This is a genomic window from Pseudomonas sp. 9Ag, from assembly GCF_902506445.1.
In the GTDB taxonomy this organism is placed as follows: domain Bacteria; phylum Pseudomonadota; class Gammaproteobacteria; order Pseudomonadales; family Pseudomonadaceae; genus Stutzerimonas; species Stutzerimonas stutzeri_AB.
Genome location: NZ_LR733836.1, coordinates 3,514,328 through 3,531,035, shown reverse-complemented (window position 1 = coordinate 3,531,035; position 16,708 = coordinate 3,514,328). Strand labels below are relative to the sequence as shown.

10 protein-coding genes and 1 pseudogene are annotated in these 16,708 nt (G+C 62.0%); 6 read left to right on the top strand and 5 right to left on the bottom strand.

Going from position 1 to position 16,708, the window contains the following annotated elements:
* Nucleotides 1-155 precede the first annotated feature (155 nt).
* The 5 genes and pseudogenes from maiA to ALTERO38_RS16025 all read left to right on the top strand — a co-directional run bounded on the left by maiA (nucleotide 156) and on the right by ALTERO38_RS16025 (nucleotide 6,333).
* Nucleotides 156-836 carry a maleylacetoacetate isomerase gene (gene maiA / locus ALTERO38_RS16040; RefSeq protein ID WP_159968990.1) on the top strand — a complete coding sequence of 227 codons (681 nt, stop codon included), beginning with the start codon at nucleotides 156-158 and terminating at the stop codon, nucleotides 834-836.
* 79 nt (nucleotides 837-915) lie between these two features.
* Complete coding sequence (locus ALTERO38_RS16035; protein ID WP_159968989.1) at nucleotides 916-2,376, top strand: sodium-dependent transporter; 1,461 nt, start codon at nucleotides 916-918, stop codon at nucleotides 2,374-2,376.
* A 278-nt stretch (nucleotides 2,377-2,654) separates the two neighbouring features.
* Nucleotides 2,655-3,686, top strand: a pseudogene (locus ALTERO38_RS21860) (cache domain-containing protein); the annotation flags it as partial.
* 93 nt (nucleotides 3,687-3,779) lie between these two features.
* Nucleotides 3,780-4,544 (top strand): methyl-accepting chemotaxis protein, encoded by a 765-nt coding sequence (locus tag ALTERO38_RS21855; RefSeq protein ID WP_372239425.1) that lies wholly within the window; start codon nucleotides 3,780-3,782, stop codon nucleotides 4,542-4,544.
* 1,105 nt (nucleotides 4,545-5,649) lie between these two features.
* Entirely contained in the window at nucleotides 5,650-6,333 is a 684-nt protein-coding gene (locus ALTERO38_RS16025) for a type 1 glutamine amidotransferase domain-containing protein (protein ID WP_159968987.1), read from the top strand.
* Nucleotides 6,334-6,352: 19 nt separating this feature from the next.
* On the opposite strand, the gene ALTERO38_RS16020 is transcribed toward ALTERO38_RS16025, so the two are convergent.
* The 4 genes from ALTERO38_RS16020 to phhA form a co-directional block, all read right to left on the bottom strand.
* On the bottom strand, nucleotides 6,353-7,165 hold the full coding sequence (locus tag ALTERO38_RS16020; protein WP_159968986.1) for an EAL domain-containing protein: 813 nt from the start codon (nucleotides 7,163-7,165) through the stop codon (nucleotides 6,353-6,355).
* A 344-nt stretch (nucleotides 7,166-7,509) separates the two neighbouring features.
* The gene (locus tag ALTERO38_RS16015) at nucleotides 7,510-8,706 is read right to left on the bottom strand and encodes an amino acid aminotransferase (protein ID WP_159968985.1); all 1,197 of its coding nucleotides are present in this window, start codon (nucleotides 8,704-8,706) and stop codon (nucleotides 7,510-7,512) included.
* Nucleotides 8,703-9,059, bottom strand: coding sequence for a 4a-hydroxytetrahydrobiopterin dehydratase (locus ALTERO38_RS16010; RefSeq protein ID WP_102837853.1), 357 nt, complete (start codon nucleotides 9,057-9,059; stop codon nucleotides 8,703-8,705). The genes ALTERO38_RS16015 and ALTERO38_RS16010 overlap by 4 nt, the downstream gene beginning before the upstream one ends.
* A 155-nt stretch (nucleotides 9,060-9,214) precedes the next feature.
* Nucleotides 9,215-10,000 carry a phenylalanine 4-monooxygenase gene (gene phhA / locus ALTERO38_RS16005; RefSeq protein WP_159968984.1) on the bottom strand — a complete coding sequence of 262 codons (786 nt, stop codon included), beginning with the start codon at nucleotides 9,998-10,000 and terminating at the stop codon, nucleotides 9,215-9,217.
* Nucleotides 10,001-10,271: 271 nt separating this feature from the next.
* Between phhA and ALTERO38_RS16000 the strand changes: the two genes are divergently transcribed.
* Nucleotides 10,272-11,828: a sigma-54-dependent transcriptional regulator gene (locus ALTERO38_RS16000; protein WP_159968983.1), complete on the top strand. Its 1,557-nt coding sequence runs from the start codon at nucleotides 10,272-10,274 to the stop codon at nucleotides 11,826-11,828.
* 603 nt (nucleotides 11,829-12,431) lie between these two features.
* Here ALTERO38_RS16000 and ALTERO38_RS15995 read toward each other — a convergent pair.
* On the bottom strand, nucleotides 12,432-16,604 hold the full coding sequence (locus ALTERO38_RS15995; protein WP_159968982.1) for a CheR family methyltransferase: 4,173 nt from the start codon (nucleotides 16,602-16,604) through the stop codon (nucleotides 12,432-12,434).
* Between the last annotated feature and the right edge of the window lie 104 nt (nucleotides 16,605-16,708).

Genomic DNA, 16,708 nt, shown 5'->3' with positions numbered 1-16,708 from the left:
GCCAGCCCTGCTACCGGCGGGCTTGTGCGGCTGGTCCGGGTGGTTTGTTATGGCGGCGGCCAAGCCAATCCTTCGACCTTGCTGGGTGATCAGCAGGGCAACCGGGATGGTCAAAGGATGTTGCCCGCCACAGAGAACCACGTACTGGGAGCGTTATGAGCAGTGAAACAACCACAACGGCCGGTTCGTCGCCCACGCTGAAGCTCTACGGCTACTGGCGTTCCAGCGCCGCCTATCGCGTACGCATTGCGTTGAACCTGAAAGGCCTCGCCTTCGAAAACTTGCCGGTGCATCTGGTCAAGGACGGCGGCCAGCAACGCTCGGCCGACTACAAGGGGCTCAATCCGCAGGGGCTGGTGCCCTTGTTGGTCGATGGCGACGAGCGCATCAGCCAGTCGCTGGCGATTCTTGAATATCTGGAGGAGGTCTTTCCGCTTCCGGCGTTGCTGCCGGATGACCCCGCCGACCGTGCTCGGGTGCGCTCGCTGGCGCTTCATATCGCCTGTGACCTGCATCCGCTGAACAACCTGCGTGTGTTGCAGTACCTCAGCGGCCCGCTGGGCATTGCGGACGAGGCGAAGCAGCAGTGGATCCAGCACTGGATTCACACGGGCCTCGCCGGTGTCGAGCAGGGGCTGGCTGCCTTCGACGGCAAGCTCTCACTCGGCAAACGGCCGGGCTATCTGGAGGCATGCCTGGTGCCGCAGGTATACAATGCGCGCCGTTTTGCCTGTGACCTCAGCCAGTATCCGCGCATTTTGCAGATGACCGAGCAGTGCGAATCCCTCGAAGCCTTTGCCAACGCAGCTCCGGAGGTGCAGCCCGACGCTCAATAGGTTCATCCGCCTTGCACTCCGTCGCGCCACAAGCGCGGCGGGTTCGATTCCGTCACAGATAACAACAAACAGGTGACGCATGACCCGTGAAAAACCCAAGAACCTCTGGCTCTCCCGCTGGGGCTTCATTCTTGCCGCGACCGGCTCCGCCGTCGGCTTGGGCAACATCTGGAAATTTCCCTACATCACCGGCGAGTACGGCGGCGGCGCGTTCGTGCTGATGTACCTGGCGTGCATCCTCGCCATCGGTATTCCGGTGATGATGACCGAGATCGCCATCGGCCGTCGCGGCCGCGGCAGCCCCATCGACGCGATTGGTCGGGCGGCACGCGAAAACGGCAGCAGCCCGTTGTGGAAAGGTGTCGGCGGCATGGCCATGGCGGCCGGCTTCCTGATTCTCTGTTTCTACGTGGTGGTCGCCGGCTGGGCCTTTGCCTATACGGTGAAGATGCTCGACGGCTCGCTCGCGGCGGGTTCCGTGGACGGCCTGGCGCAGGTGTTCGAGGCGCACAACGCCAATGCCCTGCAGTTGGGTGGCTGGAGTCTCCTCGTAGCGCTGTTGACGCTGTGGATCGTCGCCAAGGGCGTACAGGCGGGCATCGAACGCGCGGTGCGCTGGATGATGCCGGGGCTCGCGGTGATGCTGCTGATTCTGGTGGGTTATGCCTTTACCAGTGGCGGCTTCGATCAAGGCTTCGCGTTCCTGTTCAGCTTCGACACCTCCAAGCTCACCGGTGAAGCGCTGCTGGCCGCACTGGGCCACGCGTTTTTCACCCTCAGCCTGGCATCCGGGGCGATTCTGACCTACGGCTCCTACATCCCCGACGGACAATCCATCGCCCGCACCACCTTCATGGTCGCGATTGCCGATACGGCGGTGGCGCTGTTGGCAGGGCTGGCGATCTTCCCGATCATCTTTGCCAACGGCATGGACCCGACCGCCGGGCCCGGGCTGATCTTCATGAGCCTGCCGCTGGCCTTCCAGCAGATGCCGTTCGGCACGCTGTTCGGCGTGTTGTTCTTCGCCATGGTGTCGATTGCCGCGCTGACCTCGGCAATCTCGATGATCGAAGCCACGGTGGCCTACCTCAACGAGAAGCATGGCATCAGCCGTCTCAAGGCCGCCGTGGGCGCGGGTGCGGTGCTGCTGGTGATCAGCCTGCTGGCGATGCTCTCGTTCAACCTGATGGCCGGCTGGACACCAATGGGCAAGAACTTCTTCGACTGGCTCGACTACCTGACCTCGCGCTGGATGATGCCGCTGGGCGGGATCTTCATCGTGATCTTTGCCGGCTATGCGCTGCGCAGCGAGATCATGCGTGAAGAGCTGGATCTGCCGCCGCTGGGTTATGCGCTGTGGCTGTTCATGGTGCGCTACGTCTGCCCGGTGCTGATCACGATGGTCTTCCTGCACGCCCTCGGCTGGCTGGGCTTCGATCCGCTGGTGCGCTGGTACTGGATTGTCGGGGCCGTGGCTGTGCTGGCCATCCTCGGTGAGGGGTTGCGGCCGCGGGTCATGCCGGCTTTGGCAGGACGCTGACTTCGGCAGCGTTCTTGCTGGATTGACAGAACGGCATGTCTGCAAGGCATGCCGTTTTTGTTTGCAGGCTATTCAAAAAGGCGCTGTCAAAACGCCATGCCGCTCGTCTGAAACAGTCGTGAATTGCTTTGAAACCCCCGGCTGGCGCGGGTTGTAGCCCGTCTCGATCAGGCGATTTGCCTAAAGCTTGAGTCCCTGCGGCCGACATACGATCAAGCAGTGGACGCTACGTAAGGAAAGGATTGCCGATTCGATCCAGACCTATCCGGACACGCGCCATGCCTAGCCGTCTCAAATTCAGCCACAAGATTCTGTTGGCTGCGTCACTCGTCGTAATCGCGACGTTCGCCCTGTTCACGCTGTTCAACGATTACCTTCAGCGCAACGCCATCCGAGACAATCTCGATAGCTATCTGGATGAGATGGGTGAAGTCACCGCTCACAACATTCAGAACTGGCTGTCCGGTCGGATCCTGTTGGTGGAAAGCGCTGCGCAGTCCATCGCCAACGACAGCTCCGATCAGCGCGTGGTTGCTCTGCTCGAACAGAAGGCGTTCGCCTCAACCTTCGGCTTTACCTATCTGGGCGAGCAGAGCGGCCGCTTCACCATGCGTCCGGAAGACGAAATGCCCGCCGGGTACGATCCGCGCACCCGCCCCTGGTACAAGGACGCGGTGGCTGCTGGCGGAACGACCCTTACCGAACCCTATGTCGACGCGGCCACGGGCGAGCTGATCATCACGATCGCCACCCCCGCGCGCAGCGGCAGCCAGACGGTTGGCGTGGTGGGCGGCGACCTGGGTTTGAAGGCGCTGGTCGACATCATCAACGCGCTGAACTTCGACGGCATGGGCTATGCGTTTCTGGTCAGCGGTGACGGCAAGGTGCTGGTCCACCCGGACAAAAGCAAAGTGATGAAAACGCTGGCTGAACTGTATCCGCAGAACACACCTTCGATAACCGGCGATCTCAGCGAATCCGAGCTCGACGGCCAGGCCCGCATCCTCAGCTTCAGCCCCGTTCCGGGACTGCCCTCGGTGACCTGGTACGTCGGCATTTCCGTGGAAAAGGACAAGGCCTACGCGGCGCTGTCGAGTTTCCGTACCTCGGCGATCGTCGCCACTGTCATCGCTGTGGTGTTCATCATGGTGCTGCTGGGCATGCTGATCCGCGTGTTGATGCGGCCGCTGACCGACATGGGTCGCGCGATGAGCAACATTGCGGAAGGCGAGGGCGACCTGACTCGCCGCCTGACCGTGCAATCGCAGGACGAGTTCGGCACGCTGGCGCTGGCCTTCAACCGCTTCGTCGAGCGTATCCACGGCTCGATTCGCGACGTGGCCTCGGCTACCGAGCAGGTCAATGAAGTGGCGCAACGTGTACTGGCCGCCTCCAACTCGTCGATGATCAACTCCGACGAACAGGCCAGCCGCACCAACAGCGTCGCGGCGGCGATCAATCAACTCGGCGCCGCCGCACAGGAGATCGCCCGCAATGCGGCCGACGCTTCGCAGCAGGCAAGCGGTGCCAGTCACCAGGCCGAAGACGGGCGCAAGGTGGTCGAGCGCAACATCGAGGCGATGAAGCAGCTGTCGAGCAACATCAGCGCCTCCTGCCAACAGATCGAGCAGTTGAACACGCAGACCGTGGGAATCGGGCAAATTCTCGACGTGATCAAGGGCATCTCCGAACAGACCAATCTGCTGGCGCTCAACGCCGCCATCGAAGCGGCGCGCGCCGGTGAAGCCGGACGTGGTTTTGCGGTTGTTGCAGATGAAGTGCGCAGCCTCGCGCATCGCACTCAGACCTCGGCGCAGGAGATTCACGGCATGATCGAGAAGCTGCAGGTTGGTGCCCGCGATTCGGTGAGCACCATGACCGAGAGTCAGCGCCAGAGCGAGGCGAGCGTCGGCATCGCCAACCAGGCCGGTGAGCGCCTGGGCAGCGTGACACTCAGCATCGGTGAGATCGACGCGATGAACCAGTCGGTAGCCACCGCGACCGAAGAGCAGACCTCGGTGATCGAGTCGTTGAATATGGATATCACCGAGATCAACACGCTGAACCAGGAGGGGGTGGAGAACCTCCAGTCCACCCTGCGTGCCTGTGGCGATCTGGAACAGCAAGCGGCGCGGTTGAAGCAGCTGGTGGGGAGTTTTCGGATCTGATCCGGGGTTGATGAAAATAAGGGCGCTTCGGCGCCCTTTTTTATTTTGCCGAATTGGCGTTTCGGTGGTTCTAGCCAGTTGGCGGAGTGGGTTGAGGCATTGGTTTCGCCCTGCTGGGCGAGTCACTTTTTCTTGAGTGGCCAAGAAAAAGTAACCAAAAAGAAGGCCACCCCTGCATCCGGGTTTTGCTTCGCAAAACTTCCCTCGCTCCGGTGCTGCTCCGGGGGGCGGCGCGAAGGGACATCCATGTCCCATCGCGCCTCGCTCGGCATCCATGCCTCGCGCCCCCCTGCGCAGCATCTGCGCTCGGCCTCCTGAAGGGGGATCGGGTCCGAGTTGTCTGAAAGCTGTTAAGCAAGAGAAACGAAGCGCCTTGCTTGTTTCAATTTGTGCGGACTAGCAGACGACGCCGAACGCCCCTTTCAGGAGGCCGAATGGAGTCCGCGCGGAGGGGAGCGAGCGGCATGGATGCCGCGAGAGGCGTAAAGGGCCATGGATGGCCCTTGTACGCCGGCCCCCGGAGCGCGGATGGAATGAGGGAAGTCGAGCGCAGCGAGACCCGGATGTAGGGGGCAAGACCTTTTGGTTCCTTTTGGGGCAATTGCCAAAAGGGACTCGCCCAGCAGGGCGAAACCAATGCCTCAGCCAACTCAGTCTCGTAGGATGGGTGCAACCCATCGAACTCTTGCGATGGGCTTCGCCCATCCTACGCCTGGGCACCTTGCTTCTCTGCTGACGAACCGACTCACAGACGCCGCCGAACGCCCCTTTCAGGAGGCTGAGCGTCACCGGAGTGAAGGAACCCCGGCGAAGCCGGGGCCGGATGCAGGGGCAAGCGTTTTACTTTTTTGGCAATTGAAAAAAGTGAGTCGCCCAGCAGGGCGAAACCAATGCCTCGGCCAACTCCGTAATAGGCCGCATGCACAAGCTAAAAAATCTTCGCGAGCAAGGACTCGACGTCTCCCTTGCTCTTACGAAAAGCAACGAGGCATCAGGCTTCACGGCTTTGGCCGCCGCCAATGCCAATTGACCGATTCCCCCCTCCCACGGTCCAGATAAACCAAGGCCCCGCAAATCCCCGGGCCACCCGACCACAGGAGACTCCATGAAAGTCCTTATCGTCCTCACATCCCACGACAAACTCGGCGACACCGGCAAGCCCACCGGCTTCTGGCTCGAAGAATTCGCCGCCCCTTACTACGTGTTCAAGGATGCCGGCGCCGAGATCGTATTGGCCTCACCCAAGGGTGGCCAGCCGCCGCTGGATCCGAAAAGTGATGCGCCGGATGCTCAGACCGAGATGACCAAGCGTTTCAAGAACGATGCCGAATCCCAGGCACTGCTGGCCAACACCCGCAAGCTGGACGAGGTATCGGCAGCGGACTTCGATACGGTGTTCTACCCCGGTGGCCATGGCACGCTGTGGGATCTGACCGGCAATGCGACCTCCATCGCCCTGATCGAATCCTTCATCCAGGCGCGCAAGCCAGTGGCGGCCGTCTGCCATGCGCCAGCGGCGCTGGTGCAGGTGCGCGGCGTGGATGGTGAGTATCTGGTCAAAGGCAAGCGCGTCACCGGCTTTACCAACACCGAGGAGGAGGGGGTGCAGCTCACCGACGTGGTGCCCTTCCTGCTGGAAGACAAACTCAAGGAGATCGGCGGCGACTACAGCAAGGGGCCGGACTGGTCGTCCTATGTGCTGGTCGATGGCCTGCTCGTTACAGGCCAGAACCCGGCTTCCTCGGAAGAGGCTGCCCGTGAGTTGCTCAAACTGTTGAAGACCGGCTGAGCCTCGCTCAGCTCTACAGTCAGTTCGGCCATGCCAGGGAATCGGCGTGGCTGCAGGTCTCGAACAGCGGTTTGCTGAACAGATAGCCCTGCATCAGGCTGATGCCCAGGTCGCGCAAGGCCTTGCATTCGTCCGATGTTTCCACGCCCTCGGCGATCACCTGAATGCCTAGTTCGTGGCACATGCCCACCGTGCCGCGGACGATAGCCTGGCGCGAGTGGCTCTGGTCGATGCCTCGGATCAGGTCCATGTCCAGCTTGATCAGATCGGGCTGGAAGTCGGCAAGCAGGTTGAGCCCGGCAAAGCCGGCACCGAAGTCGTCGATGGCGGTGAGAAAGCCGATGCGCTGGTATTCACGGAAGACCTCGGTCAGCCACTTGGCGTCACTGATGCGCTCGCCTTCGACCGTCTCGAAAATGATCTGCTCGATGGGGAAGTTGTGCGCACGGGCAGCTTCCAGCGTCGAGCGGATGCACAGCTCCGGGCGATAGATGGCGTTGGGCATGAAGTTGATCGACAGCTTGCTCTGCATCTGGAACTTGGCCGCGGTCTTGATGGCCTTGACCCGGCAAGCCTGGTCGAAGCGGAAGCGGTTGTCCTCGGTCACCTGCGCCAGCACGCTGGGCGCCGGTTCGCCGTTCACGCCTCGAACAAGGGCTTCGTGAGCGAAGATCTCGCGCTTGGCAATATCCACGATCGGTTGGTAGGCGTAACTGAAGCGAAAGCCGAGACGCTCGCCACTCGCGCAGCTGGGGCAGGCCCCGTGCTCGCTGGCTGAATGGCAGGCGTATTGGTGCGGAGCAGGGTTACCGGCGGTGTTGCTATGAATCATGGGCGAGCTCGTTCGAAACCTATTGCTGAAGATAGCGGCTACCCTGGCTTTCGCTAGAGCCCGTTCGTCACCGGACCGGTCAGTCACGCCGGAATAGATAGCAGGGCTATATGGTAGGCCAGAATCGACCCAGCATGATGGCCAAATGCTACGACATAAAAACCCTGTCTGAGTTCCAGACCTTCAGAGAGGTGCTTTACGGTAGGAAGGTAGGGGTGAGATAGGCGTGCTCGGTTGACGACATTGCTTGAAGCGCGGGGAGGGCGTTGATGTTGAACCGAGCCGGTAAACGCAGAGACCGGCCGTGTCGGCCGGCCTCCGGGCTTCGAGCGAGTGGCGTGTGATCAGCCGGTAACGCGTGCGATGGCCGCAGCCAATTGGTCAAGCCGCGCAGCGTCCAGCCCGGCGATATTCGCCCGCCCGCTTTCGACCAGATACACCGCATCCTCTCGCCGTAGGCGCAGCACCTGCCCGGCGGTGAGGCCGGTGTAGGAGAACATCCCGCGTTGTTGCGCGATATGCGCAAAGCGCTCAGCCAACCCATAGGGTGCAAGCGCTTCCACCAGCCCCTGGCGCAAACCGGCAATGCGCTCGCGCTTGGCGGCGACTTCCTGTTGCCATAGCTGACGCAACTCGGGGTTGGAGAGAATCGTCGCCACTACAGCAGCACCGTGAGAAGGCGGTGTCGACCAGAGGTTTCGCGCCACCGAGGCGAACTGGCTGCGCACATCGATCAGCGACTCGCCGTCAGCGGCGACCACGATCAACGCACCGGTGCGTTCGCGGTACAGGCCGAAATTCTTCGAGCAGGAACTGGTGATCAGCACTTCAGGCAACGCCGCGACAAACAGGCGGACGGCCCAGGCATCTTCATCCAGGCCGTCGCCAAAGCCCTGATAGGCGAAATCGAACAGCGGCAACAGCTCACGGCGGCGCACGATCTCGAGTACCTGGCGCCAGTCGTCCCGGCTCAGATCGTAGCCGGTGGGGTTGTGGCAGCAGGCGTGCAGCAGCACCACGTCACCGCTGGGGATCTGCTCCAGCGCGGCGAGCATGGCCGGCACGTCCAGCCTGTTCTGCGCGTCGACGTAGGGATAGTGCTCAACCTTCAAGCGGGCCGCGGCGAACAGGGTTTCGTGGATCGGCCAGGTCGGGTCGCTGAGCCAGAGGCTGCGGCCCGGCAGGCACTTGGCGATGAAATCGCCCACCAGCCGCAGCGCACCGGTGCCGCCGGGTGTCTGGGTGCAACCGGCGCGGTGTTCGACCAGCGCCAGTGAGCCTTCGCCCAGCACCAGCTGCAACAGCTGCTCGCCGAACAGCGGGTCACCATGGCCGCCGATGTAGCTTTTGGTCTGTTCGCTGTCGATCAGCCGCTGCTCGGCAAGCTTCACGGCCTTGGGGATCGGCGTCAGGCCGAGGGCATCCTTGTAGACGCCAACACCGAGGTCGAGCTTGGCTGGATTGGGGTCTGCTCGATACGCATCGAGCAGCCCGAGAATCGGGTCGCCAGGCACCCGCGCCACGTCAGCGAACTGCTTCACTTGCGACCCTCGGCGTTTTTCGCGACCTCGTCGGTGCGCGCGGCCATGATGAAGTCGTTGCGATGCAGACCTTTGATCGAGTGACTCCACCAGGTCACGGTGACCTTGCCCCATTCGGTGAGCAGGCCGGGGTGGTGACCCTCAGCTTCGGCGATCTCGCCGACGGCGTTGGTAAAGGCTAGGGCGTGCTTGAAGTTCTTGAAGAGGAAGACCTTCTCCAGCTCCATGTGGCCGTCGCGGGTTTCGATGTTCCAGTCCGGGATCTGCTTGATCAGCTCGGCCAGTTCGTCATCGGACACCTTGGGTGCGTCGGCGCGGCAGGCTTCGCAGTGGGCTTGGGTGAGGGCGGTCATGGCTTGGTCCTTGTGGTGAGGGTCATAAGAGTTAAGCAGCGTAGGGTGGAAAGCCGCGAAGCGTTTTCCACGCGTCTGCTTCGGTCTTCACGACGTCGAGCAACAGCGCCATCCGAAACGATTGACGCGTGGATGAGCCTTCGGCGTCATCCACCCTACGCCGCTTTAGGTGGAAACTTCGGCTGGTGCAGGCCCAGCTTCATGGCGGTGCGGACGTGGGCCATGATGTCTTCATGGGCCACATCGAACAGCCGCTTGAGCTCCGGCAGAACGAAGTAGACCGGCTGCAGGATGTCGATGCGATAAGGCGTGCGCATGGCTTCGACAACATCGAAGACCTGGTGCTCGGGTTCGTCGGAAAGGCTGTAGAGCGTTTCCTTTGGCGAGGAGAGGATGCCGCCGCCATAGATGCGGCGGCCGGCTGAGGTTTCCACCAGGCCGAATTCGATGGTCATCCAGTACAGCCGCGCCAGGTAGACGCGCTCTTCCTTGGTCGCCTTGAGGCCGAGCTGGCCGTAGGTGTGAGTGAATTCGGCGAACCAGGGGTTGGTCAGCAGCGGGCAATGGCCAAAGATCTCGTGAAAGACGTCAGGTTCCTGCAGGTAATCCAGTTCTTGCGGGGCGCGGATGAAGGTGGCGACCGGGAAGCGCTTGCTGGCCAGCAGCTCGAAAAAGGTCTGAAAGGGAATCAGCGCCGGCACCCGGGCGACCTGCCAGCCGGTGGTCGCATCCAGCACACGGTTGATTTCGCCCAGCTGGGGGATGCGGTCATGGGGCAGTGCGAGCTGTTCGATGCCGTCCAGATACTCCTGGCAAGCGCGGCCGTCGAGCAGTTTCAGCTGACGTTCAATCAGGGTTTGCCAAACCGCATGTTCGCTGTCCGGATAGTGGATGTGGCCTTGCGCATCCGGTTCGCGGGCAACGTATTGAGTGGCTTTCATCTGACCTCCTGAGCGGGGCGGCCGCCTGAGTCTTTGTTGTTATGGAATGGCTCCATCTGAACGCGCTGCCACCGCTCTGGCGAGCCCCGTTGCCCTGGTAAGAAGCGTGAGCGGGGACTTGCTTTCGTAACGAAATGATTACAATTGGGCGCGTTCAGGCAAAAATCGCCTTGCTTGCGGGCGTATCTGTCAAATAATCTTGACGAAAATCAGCGGTGATCAGCAGAAAATCTGATACCGCCTATAACAACAAGCCCAAAGGCACCCTTGCATGCGTATCAAGATTCATTGCCAGAACCGCATTGGCATCCTCCGTGACATGCTCGAACTGCTGGTCGACTACGGTATCAACGTGGCGCGCGGCGAAGTCGGCGGTGAGCACGGCAATGCGGTCTACCTGCATTGCCCCAACCTGATGAACCTGCAGCTCCAGGCGCTGCGGCCGAAGATCGAAGCGCTGCAAGGCGTATTCGAGGTGCGCAAGGTAGGCCTCATGCCCAGCGAACGGCATTCGCTGGAGCTCAATGCGCTGCTGGGCGCGCTGGAGTTTCCAGTGCTCTCCATCGACATGGCCGGTGCCATCGTGGCGGCCAACCGTGCCGCGGCGCAGCTGCTCGGGGTTCGCGTGGATGAGGTGCCGGGCATGAGCCTGTCGCGCTACGCCGAGGATTTCGACCTGCCGGAGCTGGTGCGAGCGAACAAGGCACGCATCAACGGCCTGCGCGTCACCATCAAGGGCGATGTGTTTCTCGCTGACATCGCGCCGTTGCAGTCGGAGCATGATGACAGTGAAGCCCTGGCAGGCGCCGTGCTCACGCTGCACCGCGCCGACCGTGTCGGCGAGCGCATCTATAACGTGCGCAAGCAGGAACTGCGCGGCTTCGACAGTATTTTCCAGAGTTCCAAAGTGATGGCCGCCGTGGTCCGTGAAGCACGCCGCATGGCGCCGCTGGATGCGCCGCTGCTGATCGAGGGCGAGACCGGCACGGGCAAGGAGCTGCTGGCGCGCGCCTGTCACCTGTCCAGCCCGCGAGGGCAGTCGCCGTTCATGGCGCTCAATTGCGCCGGCCTGCCGGAATCCATGGCCGAGACCGAGCTGTTCGGCTACGGCCCTGGCGCCTTTGAAGGCGCGCGTCCGGAAGGCAAGCTCGGTCTGCTGGAGCTGACCACCGGCGGCACCCTGTTCCTCGATGGGGTCGGCGAGATGAGTACGCGTTTGCAGGCCAAACTCGTGCGCTTTCTGCAGGACGGCTGCTTTCGACGGGTGGGCAGTGACGAGGAGGTCTATCTCGATGTGCGGGTGATCTGCGCGACGCAGCTTGATCTGTCCGAACTCTGCGCCAGGGGCGAGTTTCGCCAGGACCTGTATCACCGGCTCAACGTCCTCTCGCTGCACATTCCCCCGCTGCGTGAATGCCTGGATGGCCTGGAACCGCTGGTGCAGCACTTCCTCGATCAGGCCAGCCGGCAGATCGGCTGCGCCTTGCCGAGCCTGTCACCCAAGGCGCTGGAGCGGCTGGCCGGCTATCACTGGCCAGGTAACGTGCGGCAGCTGGAAAACACGCTGTTCCAGGCGGTTTCGCTGTGCGAGGGCGGGGTGGTCAAGCCCGAACACATTCGCCTGCCGGACTACGGCTCACCGCAACCGCTGGGTGACTTCTCGCTGGACGGCGATCTGGACTGCATCGTCGGCCGCTTCGAAAAGGCGGTGTTGCAGGAGCTGTATCAACGCCATCCCAGCAGCCGGCTGCTGGGCAAACGCCTTGGCGTTTCGCACACCACCGTGGCAAACAAGCTGCGCGGATACGGGATCGGCAAGGAAGGCTGATCGCCGTTGCGGCGCAGCACCTGTCTGTAGGAGCCAGCTTGCTGGCGAAGCGGAGGTGGGCGCCGCAGAGGTGTTGCATTTGACGCACCGGATCGCCAGCAAGCTGGCTCCTACGAAAAGCAAGATTGTGCTCGTGTGATGGATTTGCATCCTGCTTCGGTGATCGCTGGCCCATCGCTACGGCTCCCAGCGGCCGCGGTAGCACGCACCTGTAGGAGCCAGCTTGCTGGCGAAGCGGAGGTCGGCCGAAGTCTCGGAGTTGTGTTCGCCGCCGCGGTTCGCGAGCAAGGACTCGGCGTCCCCCTCGCTCCAACGAAAGGCAAACCGTGTCCGCGCGGCAGGCTAATTCAGCGCGTGGGTTTGATGGTTTTCAGGCATTGATACGGCGGCGCCTGCTGCTGCGGTGCCGCACGTGTCTGTAGGAGCCAGCTTGCTGGCGAATCGGAGGCGAGCGTTGCACCTGTGATGTGCCTCATGCCTGGTTCGCGAGCAAGGACTCGGCGTCCCCCTCGCTCCTACGAAAAGCAACTCATGCGCAGCTGAAGCCCTGTGTGGTGCACGGGCTCACTGCTGTGAAGAGCAGCGAGCCGCGGTGCGGCTGGTCTAGTGCACGGCCTGTGTCACGGCATCGATCAGCGCTTGCAGGTCGATCGGTTTGCGCAGGTGCAGGGTAAAGCCGGCGGCCTTGGCCTTTTCCACGTCGCGCAGGGTGCCGTAACCGGTCAGGGCGATGCCGGGCGTGTCGGCATTGGTGTTGCCGCCGCGGATCGCCGTCATCATCTTGTGGCCGTCGATTCCCGGCATGCCGATGTCGGAGACGATCACATCGTAGGCGTTCTGCTCAGCGAGTTCGATGCCCTTGGCGCCGCCGTCGGCGGTGGTGACCTTGGCGCCTTCGCTTTCCAGCAGTTCGCACATGGTTTCAAGGATGTCCGGCGAGTCGTCTACCAGCAGGATGCGAATGCCGGCCAAGCCTCCCATATCCCCGTCGTGCTCCAACTCGCTGAGCTCCAGCTCGGTCTGCAGGTGGATCGGCAGCCAGACGCTGAAACGGGCACCGCGCCCGATGCCTTCGGAAAAGGCTTCGATACGGCCGCCATGGGCTTCTACCAGTTGCTTGACCAGCGCCAGGCCGATCCCCAGGCCATGCTTGGAGCGCTGCGCATGTTGCATTTCCGCCTGGCCGAACATGTCGAACACCTTGGGTAGGAAGTCTGCTGATATGCCTTCGCCGCTGTCGATGACATCCAGCCGCGCCTGTTCGCCGTCGCGCTCCAGCTGCATGCAGATGCGCTCGCCGCCTTTGGTGAACTTCCAGGCATTGTTCAGCAGGTTCCAGATGATCTGATCGAGCCGTGTCGGGTCGGCAAGAACATAGATCGGCTGCTCGGGTTTGAGCACCTCGAACGTGACGTTCTCGGCTTGCGCCAGCGGGGCGAACACCGCTTCGATGCCGCGCAGGACCTCTTGGTAATTCAAGGTCGAGAATTGCAGCTTGAGCTTGCCGGTACGGATGCGGGACACGTCCATCAGGTCGTCGATGATCCGTGACTGGCTGCGAACCGCGTTCTGAATCGACTGGGTTGCCTTGCGCAGGCTTGGGAAGTTTTTCGCGGCCTGGGAGCGCGCGACCAGGTCGGTGTTGAGCTGGATCAGGTTCAGCGGGTGCTTGAGCTCGTGCGACAGCACGGCGAAAAACTGATCCTTCTGCATGTTGGCAGCCTGGATGTTTTCCAGCTCGTTGCGCTGGTGGGCCTCCTGCTCGCGCTCCTCGGTGAGGTCGCGGGCGATCTTGGCAAAACCGATAACCTTGCCGTCGTTATCCACCAGCGGGTTGACCAGGCCGCTGAAAAAGCACCGACTGCCATCCTGACGCACATGCCAGCGCTCATCGGCGGATTGGCCTTGTTCAAGGGCACGCTGTCGTTCAGCGCTGGGCACACCCTGGTTGCGGTCCTCTTCGGTATAGAGCATGTCGATGCTCTTGCCGATCACATCCTGCTCGCCGTAGCCGAATATCTTCTCCGCGCCACGGTTCCAGGTGGTGATGAGGCCCTCACAGTTCAGCGTGATGATGGCGTAGCCCTTTGTGCTCTGTGCAAGGAGCTTCATATGGGCTTCACCGGCACGCAGGCTTTCTTCGGCACGGCGTCGGTCGGTGATGTCGATGAAGGTCAGCACGGCACCCTGGATGCGGTCATCCTGCGTGCGGTAGGGCACGAAACGCGCGAGGAACCAGCGGTTGTCGTCCTTGGACCTGACTTCCCGCTCGACCAGGTGCAACTCGTCGAAGGCTTTCGCAGCGTCCGCGTGCAGCCCGTGGTAGTCGAGACGATGGGTGATGTCCGAAAGTGAGCGGCCGGCATCGTTGCCGATCACGTTGAAGATTTCGCGTGCGCGGGGCGTGAACCACTTGATGCGCAGCTTGCGGTCGACAAAGACCGTGGCGATGTCGGTTGAGGAGATCAGATTCTGCAGGTCATCGTTGATCTTGCTGGTTTCGTCGACCTTGGCCTTGAGCTCGGAGTTGACCGTGGTCAGCTCTTCGTTGATCGACTGCAATTCTTCCTTGCTGGTCTCCAGTTCCTCGGTGGCTGAGCGCAGCTCCTCATTGATCGCCTGCAGTTCTTCGTTGGATGCACGCAACTCTTCAGTCGAGGTTTCCGAGTGCTCCATGGTGATCTGCAGCTGCTCTTTGGTCTGCTGCAACTCGGCTTCGAGCTGGGTCAGCACGCTGTCCTTGGTGTCGGAATGCTCCTGAGCACTGCTGTCCATGCAGGCTTCAACCTCATCGAAGATCACCAGCATGTAGTCGCTGCCGGCCTCGCTGTCGCGGAACGGGCGAACCACCATGTTCACGTAGAAGCTTCGGTCGTCGCGTTCCAGACGAACCCGTCGCGCTTCGACGCTCTTGCCGGTGTGAGTCGCCTGATACAGCGCGGTGCGCAGCTCGAGCCGCAGTTGCGGGTGTATCAGCGTCGTCAAGTTCAGCGAAGGCTCGCCGCCGACATAGCGCAGGAAGTTCCCGGCACGATCGGACATGTGCACGATATCCGCTTCTTGGTTAACGATGACGCTGGGCGGGGCGTACTGCTCGAGCGCACGCTGGTGGACATCGGCGTAGGAAAACTTGCGGTGGCGTTTTGAGGGTTCACTGAAGGGCGGGCGACTCGGTGCGCTCAGCGTAAAGCCGTGGTACGGGCCGGTGGGTGCGCGGCGCAGCGCGGATGACACTTCCTTGGCGCGATAGATGCGGTTCTTCTTGTCCACCGGCGTGAACAGCTGACTGCAGGCATCGGCGGTCTCGGAGCTGCCAAGGAAGAGGTAGCCGCCTGGATTGAGGGCGAAGTGAAACATGCGCAGCACTTCGAGCTGAATGTCCCTGTCCAGGTAGATCATCAGGTTGCGGCAGGAGATCAGATCGAGTCTGGAAAACGGCGGGTCACGCAGGATGTTGTGGCGGGCAAACAGGATCCGCTCGCGCAGCTCCTTCTGCATGCGGTAATGATCCTGTTCCTTGATGAAGTACTGTCGCAGCCGAGTGGGCGGCACGTCGGTCACGATGGCTTCCGGATAGACACCGGCGCGAGCGGTTTCCAACGCCCGATCATCGATGTCGGTGGCGAACACCTGCGAATGGATTTCTCCATGAGCATTGCTGACTTCCGCCTGGTCGTTCAACAGCATGGCCAGTGAATATGCCTCTTCACCGGTCGAGCAGGCGGCCGCCCAGACGCGAATCGATTTGTCTTCACTGTGCTGTTTGCGCTCGAACAACGAAGGAATGATGTCGCGCTCCAGCGCTTCAAACGCCTCGCGGTCGCGGAAGAAGTTAGTTACGCCGATCAGCATGTCGGCCAGCAGGGCCGGCGTTTCTTCCGGGTGGCTTTGCAGGTGCTTGGCGTAGCTGGGCATGTCGCGCAGGGCATTGACCTGCATGCGACGCTCGATGCGGCGCAGCACCGTGGCCTGTTTGTAATGACGGAAGTCGTGTCCGGTGCGGGCCCGGAGTGCAGCGAGAATCTCGCGCAGCGCCAGTTCGTTGGGTTTGGATTGCGTATGGGCCTGGGCGGATTCCAGTTCGCCCTGGTCCTCGTTGGCCTGTTCGGTGTCGCCCGGCGACGCGATCGGGTCCTGCCGGTTCAGCAGAACTTCCTGGTTGCGGCGCAGCTCGACCAGCCGCTCGGGCATGTCGGCAACCGGCAGCACGATATCCACCATCCCGGTTTCGATGGCGTTGCGTGGCATCGAATCGTATTCGGCATCTTCCGGTGTCTGCGCCAGGGTGACACCGCCTTGCTCCTTGATGCGGGCCAGCCCGACCGAGCCGTCGGCGCCGGTGCCGGACAACACAATGCCCATGGCGTGGGTGTGATGCACATCGGCCAGGGCGCGAAAGAACAGGTCGATGGCCACCTGAGCACCGCGCTCGCGCTCAGGCTTCGCCAAGCGCAAATAGCCGTCATTCATCGACAGGTCCATGGCCGGGGGAATCACGTAGATGTGGTTACGCTCGATGGGCACCGGCTGGGTGACCTGCAACACCGGCATCCGGGTGACATTTTGCAGGATCTTGTCGACGTTGCTTTCGTGCTTGGGTGAGAGGTGCATGATCACCACGAACGCCATGCCGCAGTCGCTGGGCATGTGTTCAAAGAGGGTCAGCAACGCCGTGAGGCCGCCGGCCGAGGCCCCGATCCCGACTACCGGGAACTTCAGGGTGCTGCGGGTGAGCTGGCTATTTTTCGGCGTGGACGCCTCATGGCTGGTGGTCATCAAATCCTCAGCATTATTTCCGGGTCTTTCCGGGGCGGGCGATATACAGGGAAGACAGCGAGACCTCGGATGGATTCCTTTGCCACCCCAGACACTGCTGAACG